14 protein-coding genes and 3 pseudogenes are annotated in these 16374 nt (G+C 61.3%); 13 read left to right on the forward strand and 4 right to left on the reverse strand.

Annotation, left to right across the window (positions count from 1 at the left end; genetic code table 11):
- Together AC4FIJ_RS15290 and AC4FIJ_RS15295 are read left to right on the forward strand one after the other, a co-directional pair.
- A partial coding sequence (locus AC4FIJ_RS15290; protein WP_490337510.1) for an ATP-binding protein occupies positions 1-1352 on the forward strand: 1352 nt, incomplete at its 5' end.
- Positions 1353-1724, forward strand: coding sequence for a tRNA-binding protein (locus AC4FIJ_RS15295; RefSeq protein WP_490337511.1), 372 nt, complete (start codon positions 1353-1355; stop codon positions 1722-1724).
- Positions 1725-1736: 12 nt separating this feature from the next.
- Here AC4FIJ_RS15295 and AC4FIJ_RS15300 read toward each other — a convergent pair whose 3' ends face one another.
- On the reverse strand, positions 1737-2516 hold the full coding sequence (locus AC4FIJ_RS15300; RefSeq protein ID WP_490337512.1) for a metallophosphoesterase family protein: 780 nt from the start codon (positions 2514-2516) through the stop codon (positions 1737-1739).
- A gap of 298 nt (positions 2517-2814) precedes the next feature.
- Here AC4FIJ_RS15300 and AC4FIJ_RS15305 point away from each other — a divergent pair, with 298 nt between their 5' ends.
- The 6 genes from AC4FIJ_RS15305 (at position 2815) to AC4FIJ_RS15330 (ending at position 9749) form a co-directional block, all read left to right on the forward strand.
- Positions 2815-3585, forward strand: a complete 771-nt coding sequence (locus AC4FIJ_RS15305; protein ID WP_490337513.1) for a TorF family putative porin — start codon at positions 2815-2817, stop codon at positions 3583-3585.
- 164 nt (positions 3586-3749) lie between these two features.
- The gene (locus tag AC4FIJ_RS15310; RefSeq protein WP_490337514.1) at positions 3750-4187 is read left to right on the forward strand and encodes a VOC family protein; all 438 of its coding nucleotides are present in this window, start codon (positions 3750-3752) and stop codon (positions 4185-4187) included.
- 136 nt (positions 4188-4323) lie between these two features.
- Positions 4324-5733 (forward strand): glycosyl transferase family protein, encoded by a 1410-nt coding sequence (locus AC4FIJ_RS15315; RefSeq protein WP_490337515.1) that lies wholly within the window; start codon positions 4324-4326, stop codon positions 5731-5733.
- A 45-nt stretch (positions 5734-5778) separates the two neighbouring features.
- Entirely contained in the window at positions 5779-6696 is a 918-nt protein-coding gene (locus tag AC4FIJ_RS15320; RefSeq protein WP_490337516.1) for a sulfite exporter TauE/SafE family protein, read from the forward strand.
- On the forward strand, positions 6693-7481 hold the full coding sequence (locus tag AC4FIJ_RS15325; RefSeq protein ID WP_490337517.1) for a TIGR02186 family protein: 789 nt from the start codon (positions 6693-6695) through the stop codon (positions 7479-7481). The genes AC4FIJ_RS15320 and AC4FIJ_RS15325 overlap by 4 nt, the downstream gene beginning before the upstream one ends.
- Positions 7482-8081: 600 nt before the next feature.
- Positions 8082-9749, forward strand: coding sequence for an ATP-binding protein (locus tag AC4FIJ_RS15330; protein WP_490337523.1), 1668 nt, complete (start codon positions 8082-8084; stop codon positions 9747-9749).
- Here the strand turns inward: AC4FIJ_RS15330 and AC4FIJ_RS15335 are convergent.
- Together AC4FIJ_RS15335 and AC4FIJ_RS15340 are read right to left on the reverse strand one after the other, a co-directional pair.
- Positions 9721-10185: a transposase gene (locus AC4FIJ_RS15335; protein WP_490337518.1), complete on the reverse strand. Its 465-nt coding sequence runs from the start codon at positions 10183-10185 to the stop codon at positions 9721-9723. The genes AC4FIJ_RS15330 and AC4FIJ_RS15335 overlap by 29 nt on opposite strands.
- A gap of 261 nt (positions 10186-10446) precedes the next feature.
- Positions 10447-10893 carry a transposase gene (locus AC4FIJ_RS15340; RefSeq protein ID WP_490337519.1) on the reverse strand — a complete coding sequence of 149 codons (447 nt, stop codon included), beginning with the start codon at positions 10891-10893 and terminating at the stop codon, positions 10447-10449.
- 285 nt (positions 10894-11178) lie between these two features.
- Here AC4FIJ_RS15340 and tnpB point away from each other — a divergent pair, with 285 nt between their 5' ends.
- The 4 genes and pseudogenes from tnpB to AC4FIJ_RS15360 all read left to right on the forward strand — a co-directional run bounded on the left by tnpB (position 11179) and on the right by AC4FIJ_RS15360 (position 14753).
- A complete protein-coding gene (gene tnpB, locus AC4FIJ_RS15345; RefSeq protein ID WP_490337520.1) occupies positions 11179-11535 on the forward strand; it encodes an IS66 family insertion sequence element accessory protein TnpB in 357 nt (118 codons plus the stop codon).
- Positions 11536-11566: 31 nt separating this feature from the next.
- Positions 11567-12061: pseudogene (locus AC4FIJ_RS15350) on the forward strand (IS66 family transposase); the annotation flags it as partial.
- A gap of 538 nt (positions 12062-12599) precedes the next feature.
- Positions 12600-13223, forward strand: a complete 624-nt coding sequence (locus AC4FIJ_RS15355) for a P-loop NTPase family protein (RefSeq protein WP_490337521.1) — start codon at positions 12600-12602, stop codon at positions 13221-13223.
- A 30-nt stretch (positions 13224-13253) separates the two neighbouring features.
- Positions 13254-14753, forward strand: coding sequence for a lipopolysaccharide biosynthesis protein (locus AC4FIJ_RS15360; RefSeq protein WP_490337522.1), 1500 nt, complete (start codon positions 13254-13256; stop codon positions 14751-14753).
- Positions 14754-14932: 179 nt separating this feature from the next.
- Here AC4FIJ_RS15360 and AC4FIJ_RS15365 read toward each other — a convergent pair.
- Positions 14933-15385, reverse strand: a pseudogene (locus tag AC4FIJ_RS15365) (IS66 family transposase); the annotation flags it as partial.
- Here AC4FIJ_RS15365 and AC4FIJ_RS15370 point away from each other — a divergent pair.
- A pseudogene (locus AC4FIJ_RS15370) lies at positions 15376-15657 on the forward strand (hypothetical protein); the annotation flags it as partial. The pseudogenes AC4FIJ_RS15365 and AC4FIJ_RS15370 overlap by 10 nt on opposite strands.
- Between the last annotated feature and the right edge of the window lie 717 nt (positions 15658-16374).

Consider the following 16374-nt stretch of genomic DNA (forward strand, 5'->3'; position numbering starts at 1 on the left):
TCCAGCGCCGCCACCAGAAGGTGGTCGAGGAAGCGCCGTCGCCCTTCGTCACGCCAAAGATGCGCAAGGCGATGGGCGAGCAATGCGTCGCCCTGTCGCGGGCCGTCGGCTATTACAGCGCGGGCACGGTCGAGCTGATCGTCAGCGGCGCGGACAAGAGCGGCGAGAGCTTCTACTTCCTGGAGATGAACACCCGCCTGCAGGTGGAGCATCCCGTCACCGAGGCCATCACCAAGATCGACATCGTCGAGCAGATGATCCGCGTGGCTGCGGGCGAAAAGCTGGCCATGACGCAGGACGAGATCGGCATCGACGGCTGGGCGATCGAGAACCGCGTCTATGCCGAGGATCCCTATCGCGGCTTTCTGCCCAGCACCGGGCGGCTGGTGCGCTATGATCCGCCTGTCGAGGGCTGGACCGACGATGGCGAAGGCAATGGGCGCCGCGGCGTCGACGGCGTGCGCGTCGACGACGGCGTCTATGACGGCGGCGAGGTGTCGATGTTCTACGACCCGATGATCGCCAAGCTGGTGACATGGGCGCCGACCCGCGACGAGGCGGCGGATCTGCAGATCGCCGCGCTGGACGCGTTCGACATCGAAGGGCTTGGCCACAACATCGATTTCCTGTCCGCCGTGATGCAGCATCCGCGCTTTCGCAGCGGGGAACTGACCACCGGCTTCATCGCCGAGGAATATCCCGAAGGCTTTGGCGGTGCCCCTGCCGATGAAACGCTGGGCCGCAGGCTGGCCGCCGTCGGGACGTTCGTCGCCACCGCCCATGCCGACCGTGCCCGCCGGGTCGCGGGGCAGCTGGGAAACCGCCTTGCCCCGCCTGCGAACTGGGTCGTCGAACTGGGCGATGCGCGGCTCGAGGTCGTGCTGTCGGAAGACAAGGTGACCGTCGACGGAACGCCGGTCGATCTGGCGATGGAATACACCCCCGGCCAGCGGCTGGTCAGCGCGGTTTTCGATACGGACGAGGACGGCGAGAACGGCGAGACGATGACCGTCAAGGTCGAGGCCGTGCCGGCCGGTTTCGCGCTCACCACACGCGGGGCGCGGCACCGCCTGCGCGTGCTGCCCGCCAATGTCGCGCGCTATCAGAAGCACATGATCGAGAAGACGCCGCCCGACATGACGAAATTCCTCGTCTGCCCGATGCCGGGCCTGCTGGTGTCGCTGAACGTGGGCGAGGGCGACAAGGTCGAGCAGGGCCAGCCGCTCGCCGTGGTCGAGGCGATGAAGATGGAGAACATCCTGCGCGCCGAGAAATCGGGCATCGTCAAATCGGTGAACGCCAAGCCCGGCGAATCGCTCGCCGTCGATGCGATCATTCTCGAGCTTGAATGAATGCACGTCGATCAACGGCCCGCCACACCGCCTGCCGATCCGATCGGCTTTGAGGATTTCCTCAAGGTCGATATCAGGATCGGCACGGTGGTGGCGGCAGAGCCGTTCGAAAAGGCGCGCAAACCCAGCCTGATCCTGCACATCGACTTCGGCCCCGCGATCGGCGTGCGCAAATCCAGCGCGCAGATCGCCGCGCGCTATGATCCTGAGGCGCTGATCGGCAGGCAGCTGGCGGCGGTGGTGAATTTCCCGCCGCGCCAGATCGGGCCGATCATGTCCGAAGTGCTGACCCTGGGCTTTGCGGATGCGGAAGGCCGGGTCACCCTGTTCTCGCCCGACACCCCCGTGCCCGATGGCGCAAGGCTGCTGTGACCGGGTAGCGGTTCAGGCCGATGCCTCGATAAACCAGCGGTCGGTGCCTTCCAGCCCGATCGCGGTCAGCCTGCCCGATCGAAACGCGCCGGTGTCGATGCCGATGCGATTGGGCCGGTCCGTGCGCGGGCCGATCTCGACTTCCTCGCGGATCGTGTGTCCGTGGATCACGCAGACATCCAGCGGGCTGTCATGGCTGAGAAACGGTTCGCGGATCCAGCGCAGGTCGCGGCTGATCTGCTCTTCCAGCGGGACCGTCGGATTGATCCCCGCGTGGACGAACAGATAGTCGCCGATGCGGATCATGTCCTCCATGCTCTCGATCAGCTCGATATCTTCGAGCGGCACGGCCTCGCGCGCGAGCATGGCCAGATCGGGAAGCGACGCATTGCGATAGGTCTTGAGCGGGATCGGATAGCTGAGCAGTGTTTCGCGCCCACCGACGCGCAGGAAATGGCGCAGGTTCTCGTCGCTGTCGAGCGCGCGGAGCATCATCTCCTCGTGATTGCCCATCAGCATCCGCAGCTTGCGCGCGGCGCCCCATTCGCGCGCCCGCTGGATCACCCCCGCGCTGTCCGGGCCGCGATCGATCAGATCGCCCAGCAGGATCACCGTGGTATCCGCATCGCCGCGCGCAGCATCGTCGGCCTCGATCAGCTCGATGATGCGGTCGAACAGGTCGCGGCGGCCGTGGATATCGCCGACCGCATACACCCGCTCTCCCGCCGGGATGGCAGGCGAGGGCTGGGGCGTGCCGCGCTGGCGTTCCAATATGTCGCGAAAGAAGTTCATGTTGCGAATTCGGCCATTGATCAAAGCTAGTTAATAATCGCTGAATCCTGCGGCAAGCCGTACGTCCAAAGCGCTCACCGATAATTTCCGCCTGGGAAATTTATATGCGCCCGAAAGCTCTGCGTTGCAAGAAATCCACATCAATGGACCGGATCGACACAGAAAGTTAAGATTAGCCTTGTGCACTGCAGCAATTGCCTGCAGTGCAGCAGGCGCAGTTCTCGACATTTGCCGAACAACAGGCAAAGCGGCTGCATGTCAGGAGGAGCGTGGACCATGGACCATATCGAGGGATATTATGAAAAATCTTCTCCGCGCTTCATTGCTCGCCCCGTTGCTGGCCGGCTCGGCGCTGGTAGCAACGCCCGCCTTCGCACAGGACGAGAGCGAGATCACGGTTTCGGCCAACGTGGCGATGGTGACCGACTATCGTTTCCGCGGCGTCAGCTATTCGGGCGGTGATTTCGCCATCCAGGGCGGTTTCGACATCGCGCACTCCAGCGGCTTCTATGTAGGCACCTGGGCATCGTCGCTCGATCCGGTTTCGTCAGGCTATGGCAATACCGAGCTTGATATCTACGGCGGCTACAGCGGCGCGATCAGCGATACGATCTCGTTCGACGTCGGCATCCTCTATTACCTGTACCCCAGCGCGTCGGGCGACACCGACTACTGGGAGCCCTATGCCTCGGTGACCGCGGCCCTCGGCCCGGCAGAAGTGACGGCGGGCATCGCCTATAACTGGGAGCAGGATTCGGTGTCGAGCGATCTCGCCGACGACAACCTGTACCTTTATGGCGATGTCGGTTTCGGCATTCCCAACACGCCCGTCTCGGTCTCGGGCCATCTGGGTTACACCAGCGGTTCGTTCTCGCCCGAAACCTACACGATCTTCGGAACCGACGACACGACCGCGTTCGACTGGTCGATCGGCGCCTCGATGGCGGTCTATGGACCGATCGAGGCCGGCATCACCTATGTCGGCGTCGAAGGCCCCAACAACGACAACTCGCTCGCCGGCCCGGTCCTGACCGACACGATCGTCGCCAGCCTGTCGGCAAGCTTCTGATCCGGCCGCGCCCGGCCTTGGTCGGGCAGGTCCGGATTCAAGGTCAACTTGAACACGGCCCGCGTCCCTTTCGGATGCGGGCCGTTGTTGTTTGCGCCCGCTGTGCCGCCGATCACGGACTCCCGGCTATTGGCATCGGCCTTACGGCTCACTAGATCCCCGGCATGACCAAATATCTCCACACCATGATCCGCGTCGCCGATCCGGATGCAACGATCGACTTTCTCAAGCTGATCGGGCTTGAAGAAACCCGCCGCATGGAAAGCGAAAAGGGACGTTTCACCCTGATCTTCATGGCCGCCCCCGGCCAGGAAGGCGTGGCCGAGGTGGAATTGACTTATAACTGGCCCGCCGAGGATGGATCGCAGCCCGAAACCTATACGGGCGGCCGCAATTTCGGCCATCTCGCGTTTCGCGTCGACGATATCTATCAGACGTGCCAGCGCATCGCGGATGCGGGCCATGTCATCCACCGCCCGCCGCGCGACGGCCACATGGCTTTCGTAAAGACCCCCGACGGCATCTCCATCGAATTGCTACAGGACGGCCATCTCGAACCGGCCGAGCCGTGGGCCAGCATGGAAAACACCGGAAGCTGGTAGGCCGGATAACCGGACAAGCCGTCCGGGTTGCTTGCTAGCCGAATGAAGCCCCGCTAAGGCCGGACCGGAAGGACGCGCATCGGGAAATGCGCACCTTCCGGACGGGGGGTAGTCGATGGTCGCATTTGCGGAGTGGATGGCTTCGCTTCTCACCGCCGTAGAGGCTGTCCGGCTCGAATTGCTGCTGTTCGCCGGATTCTGGTTCACCATCGGCGCCATCGACGAACTCGCGATCGACTTCGCCTGGCTTTGGCTCAGGCTGAAGGGGGTCATCCGGCCGCGCAAGCTGGATCGCCCGCTTGCCACCGAACTGTCGGCACCGATCGCTCTTTACGTTCCTGCGTGGCGCGAGGCGCGAGTCATCGGCCCGATGCTGCGCCATGTGCTGGCAGTCTGGCCGCACGCCGATTTGCGAATCTATGTGGGCTGCTATGTCAACGACCCCGAAACCCGCGCCGCGATCCGGGCTGCGGGCAGGCGGGAGGACGGAAGCCATGATCAGCGGCTGCGCATCGTCGTCAACGACCGTCCAGGCCCCACGACCAAGGGCGATTGCTTGAACCGCTGCTTCGCGGCGATGCGGCAGGACGAGGAGCGGGAAGGACGGCGTTTCCGCGCGGTCTTGCTCCACGACGCCGAAGACATGGTGCACCCGCAGGCCCTGTCGCTGATCGATGCCGAACTCGACCGCGCCGATTTCGTCCAGATCCCGGTCAGGCCCGAACGTCACGAGGCCTCGCGATTCGTGTCGGGCCATTATTGCGACGAATTCACCGACGCCCATGCGCGCGAAATGGTCGTGCGAGCCAGTCTTGGCGCGGGCATTCCGGCGGCGGGTGTCGGCTGCGCATTCTCCCGCGATGCACTCGACCGAATCGTCGAGCGGCGGGGCAGGGCCGAGGGACCGTTCGATCCCGCCTCCCTGACCGAGGATTACGAGCTGGGCATGCTGATCGGTCGGGCCGGCGCGATCGGCCCTGATGAAGTGGGCGGCCGGGGCGGCAGCTTCGTCCGCGTCAGGGCGCATGACGGTTCGCTGATCGCTACCCGGGCCTATTTTCCCCATCGCCTCGACACCGCGATCCGGCAAAAGGCGCGCTGGGTTCAGGGTATCGCCTTCGACGGCTGGGAGCAGCTTGGCTGGAGCCGCAGCCCGCTGGAGTTCTGGATGCGGCTGCGCGACCGCCGCGGGCCGCTGGTGGCGCTGACCTCGATCCTGTTCGTCGCCGAGGCGGCAGGCCTGTACAGGCCTGCGCGGCTTCGGCCCCTGATCTACTGGATGCTGATCTTCACGACGATCGCCTTTGCGTGGCGGGCGGCGGTGCGCTTCGTGCTGGTGGGCCGCGAATATGGCTGGAGCGAAGGGCTGGCCGCCGTGGTGCGCATGGCGCGAGCGGGTGGCGGGCGATGCGCAGCCGGGCTCGGGTCCGGTCGTGACCGTGTCGGCGGGCTTTTGATCCGCGGGCCATCCCCGGCCGGGGGCGATAATTTTGCAAATCTTGCAACGCGTGGGCAGACAGGGGTGCACGCTTGCTGCATAGACTGAACGACAGCACGCCGCTGAATCGCCCCGGATCATGATAAGCCCGCCATGGACGTCTATCTCCCCATTGCGAACCTGTCGGTAAACGGCCTCGTTATCGTCCTGCTGGGCGGGCTGACGGGGTTGTTGTCGGGGCTGTTCGGCGTGGGCGGGGGCTTCCTGACGACGCCGCTGCTGATCTTCTACGGCATTCCGCCCACGGTCGCCGCCGCCTCCGCGGCCAGCCAGGTGACCGGGGCCAGCGTATCGGGCGCGATCTTCCACGCCAAACGCGGCGGGGTCGATTACCAGATGGGCGCGATGATGGTGGGCGGCGGGATCGTCGGCGCCGGGATCGGCGCGCTGCTGTTCCGCCTGCTGCAATCCATCGGCCAGATCGATGTCGCCATCGCCATCCTCTACGTCGTCGTGCTGGGCAGCGTCGGGATCAAGATGGCGATGGAATCGGTGCCCGAACTGCTGTCCAACCGGTTCGAACGGCTGAAACGCGCGCCCAGCAAGCGGCGGCATCACCCGCTGGTCGCCAGCCTTCCGGGCCGCTGGCGGTTCTACAAGTCGGGTCTCTATATCTCCCCGCTGGCCCCGGTCCTGCTGGGCATGGCGGTGGGAACCCTGACCATGCTGATGGGCATCGGCGGCGGCTTCCTGCTCGTCCCGCTGATGCTGTACGGACTGGGGATGAGCGCGGCTGTCGTCGTGGGCACGTCGCTGTTCCAGATCCTGTTCACCACCATCGCCACCACCATGATGCATGCGCTGACGACCAATGCGGTCGATATCGTGCTGGCCGCGCTATTGCTGCTGGGGTCGGTATCGGGCGCGCAGATCGGCGCGAAATTCGCGCTGGACGCACGGCCCGAACTGCTGCGTGCGGTGCTGGCTGCGATCGTGCTGGCGGTGGCGCTGCAAATGGCGGTCAGGCTGACCTTCCGGCCGGGCGAGATATTCACCGTCGCGCCGCTATGACCGTCCGGGCGCTTCTTCTGGCGATTGCCCTTTTGTGGCCGGCGCTGGCCGCTTCGCCGGTTCTTGCCCAGACGCGCGAACCGATCCTCATCCCCGAAATCTCGCAGCACGAGGTCGTGGTCCGGCAGGGCTTCACCGGCGCGAACCTGCTGCTCTATGGCGCGGTGCTGCAGCCCGACGGCACCCGCGCGACGGGCGAGGTGCCCTATGACATCGTGGTCGTGCTGAAAGGTCCGACCGAGGCGATCACCCTGCGTGAGAAGCGGCGCATCTGGGGCATGTGGATCAATGCCGATTCCGCGCAGTTTCGCTCTGCCCCTGCCTATTACGCAGTGGCCTCGTCGCGCCCGCTTTCCGAGATCGTCGACAGCCGGACCGCCGCGATCTACGAACTCGGCCTCGAATCGCTGCAATTGTCGCCCATCGGCGCGATCCGGCCCGAGGAAGTGTCCCGCTTCGTCGCGGGCCTTGTCGCCAAGCGCATGGCGAGCGGCCTCTATGTGCAGGATGAAGGCGCGGTCACGATCAGCGAGGGCGTGCTGTATCAGGTGCGCATTCCCTTGCCCTCCAGCGTAATGACCGGCGACTATACGGCGGAAACCTTTGCAATTTCCGATGGCCGCGTGATCGCTTCGGCAACCAGCGAGGTGACGGTCACGAAACGCGGGTTCGAGCGTGCCGTCGAATTGTGGTCGCGCAATCTCAGCATGATCTATGGCCTGATGGCGGTTGCGCTGTCGGTCTTCATGGGCTGGGCGGCGGGCCGCATCTTTGCGCTGGGCTAGGCCCCAGCCGCGCGGTCAGCATTAGCACCGCATTAACCCTGCCGTTCTAAGCTGCTTTGCAAAGGCATCGGACCGCTGATCGCGGTCTTTCAGCGAGGCGCTGCAATGAACGATCATTCTTCCCGCTTTCCGGGCAGGCCCTTTTCGGGCAATTCTCCGCCGGGCAATACTCCGGCAGGCAATCCCGATTTTCCCCGGCGTTCGGCCTTTGGCCGCTCCACCGACATGTCGCGCGGGCAGGACGAAGCCGAATCCGCCCCGCAGGAACGCCGCGCCGATCCCGGCCCCGCCGTCTCCCCCGCGATGGCGCGGCTGAACCGGTTCCGCAACAGCGCGCCCGAACCCGATCCCGAAACGATGAAGCCCGCCAGGCCCCATGTCAGGATGGACGACGAATCCGCAGGATCGCCAGCGGCCCCCCGCTTCGGTGACGAAGCAAGGCCCACCAGTGCGCCCCCGCAATATGCCGCCCCCCGTAGCGAGGCGATGGAGCGGCCGATAGACCCGCCGCGCCCCCCGGTCGAGGAGATCGAGCCGCAGCGTCCGGCATTCCAGCCGAAGCCTCCCAGGGTTGAGCCCGAGGAAGCGCCGAAAGAAACGATCCGCGACGTCGAACCCGAAGCTGGCGAACAGGACGAGCCGCGCGAACCCGCAGAGCGCAAGGCAAGCCAGGCGTCGAAGCCCATCGGCGAAGTGCTCGACATCGCAGGGTCGATGTCGCGCGTCATGCTGCAGCGCGACCGGCTGATGCAGTGCCGCGAGGACAGCGATCCGACGGTGCAGCTCGCGGGTCTCGTCGGCTCGCAGATCAAGGTGCGCGTCGGCCAGATCTGGCTGCTTGCCAGCGTTCGCACACAGTCGCTGGATCGCGGCACCGGCCAGATCATCGCCGAAATCGACTTTCTGGGCGAGGGGCAGGAAGAGAAGCTGACCGGACGGGTCCGCAATTTCACCCGAGGCATCACCAACTACCCGATCCCCGGCGCGGAGGTCTATGCCGCGACCAATCCCGACCTTGCGCAGATCTATGCCTCGGACGGGCGGGCCAATATCCAGATCGGCAAGGTGTTCCCCACCAAGGAAATCCGCGCGGGCCTCTATATCGACGCCATGCTGGGCAAGCATTTCGCTCTTTTGGGATCGACCGGTACCGGTAAGTCGACCAGCGCCGCGCTGATCCTCCATCGGATCTGCGAGGCCGCGCCCGAGGGTCACATCGTGATGATCGACCCCCACGGCGAATATAACGCCGCGTTCCGGGGCTTTGGCGAATTGCTCGACGTGTCGAACCTGCGCATGCCCTATTGGCTGATGAACTTCGAAGAACACTGCGAAGTGTTCGTCAATTCCGAAGGCTCGGACCGCATGGCCGACATTGACATCCTTGCGCGCTGCCTGCTGAAGGCGCGCAGCAAGAACAAGATGGCCGGCGGGATGAGCAAGCTGACCGTCGATTCGCCCATTCCCTATCTGCTGTCGGACCTCACCAACGCGATCCAGGAAGACATGGGCAAGCTGGACAAGGCGACCAACACCGCGCCTTACCTGCGCGTGAAGGGCAAGATCGACGAGATCAAGGCCGACCCGCGCTACCAGTTCATGTTCTCTGGCATGCTGGTCGCCGACACGATGACCGACGTCATCAGCCGCATTTTCCGCATGCCGACCAATGGCAAGCCGATCTCGATCATCGACGTGTCGGGCGTGCCTTCGGAAATCACCAGCACGGTGGTCGCGATGCTGAGCCGCATGGTCTTCGATTTCGCGATCTGGAGCCGCGACGAGCAGACCCGCCCGATCCTGCTGGTATGCGAGGAAGCGCACCGCTACGTCCCCAACGAGCGCAATTCGGATGGCAACTCTGTCGGCAAGATCCTGTCGCGTATTGCCAAGGAAGGCCGTAAATACGGCATCAGCCTCGGCCTCATCACACAGCGTCCGTCCGACCTTGCCGAAGGCGTGCTGTCGCAGTGCGGCACGATCCTTTCGATGCGCCTCAACAACGAACGCGACCAGGACTTCGTGAAGGCCGCCATGCCCGAAGGCGCGCGCGGCTTCCTTGCCTCGATCCCGGCACTGCGGAACCGAGAATGCATCGTCTGCGGCGAGGGTACGGCCATTCCCATGCGCGTGACCTTCGACGATCTCGAGGAACGCAAGCGTCCGGCGTCGGAAGACCCGCTGTTCAGCGAGTTGTGGTCCATGTCTGGTGGCGAGGAGGAGGCTGTAGATCGCACCGTCATGCGCTGGCGCGCGCAGAGCCGGTAATCGGAAGCGATAGCAAGCCACTGTGAGACCCGTGAGCGGGTAGGTGCACACGGTTCACTTCGAAGGTTTTTAGCCGCCTGAGCGCTAAGGACCGGCGCAGGCTGCCAGTCGGCTTGAAGCAACGCGCAGCAATTGCAGATCGGGATCGGCCAATTGGACCGAAAAGCCGTTTCAGGCCTGCCCCTCGAGGCCCGTTCGCACTCCGCATCAGCTTGTCTGGGCTCCGAGAATGTTCAGGTGCTCTTGAGATGTAGGCGATGGCGGTGAGGTGGACTTGGACGGCGGCTTTGGCGAGACTTCGCCATCGCATTCGGCGCTGACCGTAGCACCGCTTCCACGTTCCGAAGATCTTCTCAATCCGGCCGCGCACGCGATGGATCGGTTGGTTCCATTCTTGAAGCTTACATAGCGTTTCCTGTTCGTCACTACCCCACATGCCGGTGACGACGATCCAGGGTACGCCGCCCTTCGCCTACATGGCATCGCAAAAGTGATTGCCGCAAAAGGCGCTTTCGGCCAAGACCTCGCCGCGATTGTCAGGCAACGCTTCTCGACCTGCGTTGTCGTCATTGATACTGGCGGAGGTGACCGAAACCTCCTCGACCAACGCTGTACCGGCGTCGGCACCTACACTGACCATGAAGCCATGTACGGTCCGCTTTCCCTTGTGCTTTACCCAGCGTGCGTCGCTGTCTCCCTAGCTGGCGGACGCAATGATGGTCGCGTCGACCAGCGTGCCGGTTTGCACTGCCACTGCCTTCGACTTGAGCTGCATGGTCAAAGTTTCAAACAGCGTCCGGTCAAGCTCGTGCGCACTCAGCAACTGACGAAATCGGACAAAAGCGGTACGCTCCGGCGTCGCTTCAGTTACCCAAAACCCGTAGAAGCGACGAAAGGATGCTCGATCGTCTAGTTTTTCGGCCAACATCACATCGGACAGATCATACCAGATCAAAAGAAGCAACGCCCTCAATATCGCGATTGGCGGCCAGGCAGGCTCACAGCTAGTCGATGGATAGAGCGGATCGAGAAGTATCGCGAAAGAGTTCCAGTCGACCAACTTGCCAAGCTCGTCGAGCGAGGATGAGTGTCGTGTTCGCCCAGCACAACTGAACTGCTTCTGATCTATCGAACGCTGCGCCAAAGCCGGATCTCAACGTGGAAAACAGATGGGATCAGTGTTCAACGCTCTCGTCTATCCCTACCCGCGCCTACACGTGACGGCGCGAGCTGCGGTATACGCTTGAAGCGAGCCGGCCAGTTGAACACGAGACCGGACCTGCTTTCATCCTTGTGGTTGCGGACTGCCCCAAGCCCTTGCATGAAGACGTGGCTATCGAGTCGAGGTAGCAGGCGCAGTGGTGCGGATTGGACGCGTAGCAAAGCCCGGTTTGGCGGTCGCCGTTCTGAAGGCACTGCAGGTGCAACGATGATCGGTCCGGCACCCGGCGCCAAAGTGATGGTGGCAACCCGGCCTGTGGATTTCCGCAAGGGAGCGGACTCGCTCGCGGCACTGGTCGCGGCAGAGTATGGCAACAAGCCTTATTCTGGCGTGATCTACGTGTTCCGCGCTAAGCGTGCTGACCGGATCAAGCTCGTCTGGTGGGACGGAACGGGACTGTGCCTGATGGCCAAGAGGCTGGAGCAAGGCACCTTCCAATGGCCCCGCATCCAGGAAGGCGTTATGCGGCTGACCGCTGCCCAAATCGGCGCTTTGCTGGAGGGTCTGGACTGGCGCCGCGTGCATGGCGGACGCCGCCCGATCGCGCCCCAGACTGCCGCATGACGGGGTGCGTCGGGCCTGATTCAACTGGCTCATGCTCCTTGAAGCGAACCTTCCCGATGACGTTGACGCGCTGCGCGCGCTCGTCCTCGAACAGGCCCGCGCACTGGCCGATCTGAGCGATGCCAAGGGCAAGGCCGATGCCCGGATCGAACGGCTGCAGGCGATCCTCGAGGCCTTCCAGCGGCATCGCTTTGGCCGCAAGTCCGAGCAGCTCAATCCCGATCAATTCGAGCTCGCCCTCGAAGATATCGAGACGGCACTGGGCAGTGAGCATGCCGCACGTGACGTCGCAACGGCCAAAACCAAGAGCGAGCGCCCCCGCAAGACCAACCGCGGGGCGTTGCCCGCCCATCTCGAGCGGATGGAGCAGGTCGTCGATGTCCACGAGAAGGTTTGCCCCTGCTGCGGCGGCGCGCTGCACCAGATCGGTGAGGATGTTGCCGAACGCCTCGATGTCGTTTCCACCACGTTCCGCGGGCTGGTCACCCGGCGCCCGCGCTATGGCTGCCGCTCATGTGAGAACGCGGGAGCACCCCACGATGCGTGCGGCAGTGGCCGAACTGGCACGCTTGCGCCAGGGGCTCTCGGAAGAAACGGGTGTGGCTGGAAAATCGCTTTCCGTCAAAAGGCTGCTAATGCCCGCCGTGCCGGACTTGAGGGGCTGTACCGAAAGCAGCAGTCGCGCATGGTTTTGCTCAATTCCAACAGGAGCTATCTGATTCTGCTGCAAGCTGATGCCAATCGTGCTCTGCAGCGTTATGAATAGCTTGCGCAGAGTCTGGATCGAAATCGCCTTGAGCAGAGCGTGCCGGTCATCGATGTCCGCGTCCTTTCCCTCGCGGTGCCCGCACTCAAACCGTCAAGTCCGAACGTTCCGGTGATCTTCTTACTGGGCATTTTGTTGGCTTTGCTCGGTGGGGCAGTATCCGCCATCGCGATGGAGTATCGAGACCCGAGAGTTCGATCACTGACCAATCTCCGCCCGAATACGTCCGGTCAATTAATCGGAACAATCTATTCCGTCGCTGATACCCTGGCTTTTGCCCTAAATTCGGTCCACACTCATGCTTCATAGCAAGATAGATGACAGCCTCGAAAACGGTTCGGGATTTGCCCAAGATTTCAGTGAACAGTTGCTCCAATTTTGGGCAGGTGCGCCCAAGTCCGGTCCAAACATTGTCGTTTTATTCGGCGTCAGCGCCAATGCTGAAACCAGTGCATTAGCGGCCGAGCTTGCCCGTTTTGCGAGGATCGTTGAATTGTCGGTTCTTTTGGTTGACGCCAACATAGATGGTGGGTCCCAGCATGAGGCATTCGGCTGTGAACAAACGCCGGGTCTTGCCAGTGCCCTGCTTGGTAAAGCGGCTTTTGACGATATCATTCAGATCGGTGACGGTGGTCTTTCGCTTATTCCGGCGGGCTCAGATTCAAGCCATTCTTGCGCAATGCTTTATCAGGTGAATGTCGCCGACCGGTTTCGCTCTCTCGCAAAATCCACGGATCTCATCATTGTCGATGCGGCCACATTGAATTTGCGCGCTTCGATACAGATCGCCTCCGGTGCGGACCAGGCAATCGTGGTCATACGTCGTAATCAGTCGTCGTTGCGAGAGCTGCAAGCGATTGTGGAACTGGCAGGGGCGAACTTGCCTTCCCGGCCACTGGTTATCATGGCTGATCTTGGCTGAATTCCGATTACTGACGCCGGATTGCGTAAGATGGGGCAAAACGTTTCAAAAAACTCGCTGCTGGCCAATATTCTGCAGAGTATCGGCGCCGGTATCTTCACTTCGGCTGCAGGCTTCTTTTCCTCAATCATCGTCGCCAGGACGCTTGGCGTGCATGGCACCGCCAGCATCGCGATTGCTCTGTGGATCGTCTTTTTCGCCACGACCATTTTCGATCTCGGTCTCGCAGCAACCCAGTCTCGATTCATCCCGGAAGCGCAAGAGAGCGAAAGTCCGGAATTAGCGCAATCGATCGAAGCATTGGTCTTCCGTCGGTTTCTTTGGGCCATTATAGCTGGCTGCATCGTACTCGGCCTTGCGTATGTCAGTTACTGGCGGGATAGGCTTGACCAATATACCGGTGGCGTCGTCGAACCGGTGTCCTTCTACAGCTTGATAGTCGTATGTTTCATCATCCACATGACTTACGCGTTCGCATACAATAAGCTTCGTGCGCGACGGGAATTTTCTCGGATCGCATTGTTGTGCCTGTCTGGCATGCTGCTTCAGATTATCTGCGTGCTCGGCCTCTCCCTGGCATTTGGAGGCGTCGGTGCGCTGGCGGGATATATTGTAGGAAGCGTGCCGCTCGCCTCCGTACTCGTGCGCAATTACCACATGACCGGTTCGCCATCACCAGAAGTACGAACGCGGGTCACACGATATGCGAACAGTCTTTGGCTCGCCTCGCTCTTGTCGCCTTTAATATGGAGCAGGGCCGACTTGTTTCTTGTCGGGCTCTATATCGATTCCAAGGCACTAGGCGTGTTTGCGGCGGCGGCAACGCTTGCAGCGCTACTTTTGCAGCTCTGCCAGATGATCTGCAACGGATTGCTACCGAACCTCGTACGGCTCACGGCCAAACAAGCGCATGACACCCTGCAGGATGTCAGCCGCCTGACCGTCGGTATCCTTCTGCTGGCGCTTTATCCGATCTGCTTCGGCATTTCGGCATTGGCACCCATTTTGATCGCCTTGTTGTATGGCAAAGAGTTCGCGGATGCCTCGGGCGTCGCCGTGCTGCTTGGCCTCGCGGCTGCCGCGTCCTCAACCACGATTGTCTGCTCCAATGTGCTAAACCTGGTCGAAAAGAATACCAGCCTGATCCTGAGCGGGATCGTGGGTGCAGTGTTGACGATTGTTGTTACGATCTGGGCGCTACCGCGCTTTGGCTTCAATGGCGCTGCGACGGCTAGGATCGTGTCGCAAGCCGCTGTCGCGGCGATTACGCTGTTTCAACTTCGCATGCACCTCCCAGGCTCAGTGAGCTGGTCAACGCTCTTAGCTAAGCTGATTGCATCCGCCTTGTGCTTCTGCGCTGCCACCTATTTTGTAGACCCCTGCGCGCCCGTACGAAGCCTAGTGCTTGCTATTATCGCAGGGGCGGCAACTTACGTTCCGATTGTGACCGCATTGCTGGCGATCAGCCCGAGCGGTCGTCAGGAAATTTCGTTTTTGCGCAGATGGTTCAAAACACACCATTCCGTGTAAAAAATCTATCGTGTCCGTGTTCGCATCGCTCGTGTAATTAAAATCAAAAACCTCAGGGCGCTCATGAAATGCTGCCGTTTCAATTTGGGACAGATGGGCGTTCGGCCGTCCGATACCACAAATGTATTCGCCGCCGCGTAAGCGTGGGTAAGCGGTAAGCGTGGCGTGGAGGCCGCCGATTATGCGGCTTCGGCGATCAACGGTCGCTTGGGATTTTCCCAGTTCCAAGGCATGAGTTCGTCCCAGCAAGAGGCTGGCCATCCGTCTGCAATCTTTGCGATGACGTCGGCGATATAGGCCTGCGGCTCGATGCCGTTAAGTTTCGCGGTTTCGATGACGGAATAGATAGCAGCGGCGCGCTCTCCTCCAGCCTTGGAGGCAGCGAACAACCAGTTCTTGCGGCCTATCGCAACGCTGCGCATCGCGCGTTCGGCGATATTGTTGTCGATCTCGGCCCGTCCATCATCGATGAAACGCGTGAGGGCAATCCAGCGCTTGCGGCCATAGGTCAGCGCCTTGGCCATTGCAGACTGGGGCGATAGCCGGCGCAACGCATCATCGATCGCCGAGCGTAACTCGTCGACCAATGGCCTGGCTTTTTCCTGCCGCCATTGCCGGCGGATATCGGGAGGAACGGCTGCAGGTGCGCAGGCGTGGCGGTCGCAAACGGGCGCTTGGCACGCGGGCACCGATGACGATCCCACAGAGTGGCAACCAGCGCTGGTCGCTCGACTTCGTGTCGGATGCCTTCGCCTGTGGGCGCCGATTTCGCATTTTTGCGGTGGTCGATGACTTCACCCGAGAGTGTGTCCGGCTTATCGCCGACATCTTGATCTCGGGCCTGCGGGTTGCGCGGGAGTTGGACTGGGCGATTGCCGAGCGTCATTTACCACCCCGCCTGATATTCGGGGAGTTCAAGCAACAGCAACGTGTTGCCACCGAACAACAAAACCGTTCTATACGTCGAGACATTTCTCAACCTTGCATCTGCCAAGATAATTCTGAAATCATTCGCAGTAACGGATCAATATCCAATTATTCTCACAGTTCCTTGGCTTAGTTATTGCTCTTCAGGCTTGATACGAAACATGATAGTAGATATGTCAAGATTAACAATTGAGACATCCGCAATATGAGGCAGAATGCCGTTGATAAGTATTGATATTATCAGGCTATGGCAAGATTGATTCAGGGCAGTCGAAGTGTCAAAGTGTCAAGACGATAAGGGGGATGACGCAACAGAATAGAGTGAGATTGATTTTAAATTCAGTAATTTACGCGTATCTTAGTGATCGGCTGATATTTGCATTTTAACCGTTGATACAAGAATTTTTGATACGATTTCATGTGCAATTTTTTGCAAGGAGATTGAATCTGTCTAGGTATGACAATGGGCGATGTTGGCGGTGTGATAAGCCGCGTGAGCAATTTCCGCTGGTAACAGTTTGCAACCACTGCGGCGCTAAGGACATTCACTTCGGAGTCCCTATCATCGGAATGGTTCTCGTAATTGTAGTAGTTATGACGGTGCTAAATTAGCGCGTGAATTAATTTTGGTAAATGGCGTAATACCAGCCTGCGCTGAGGCTGACTCATTTTGGGGATTCCCGAGGCGACGAAA

Source organism: Croceicoccus sp., assembly GCF_983967925.1.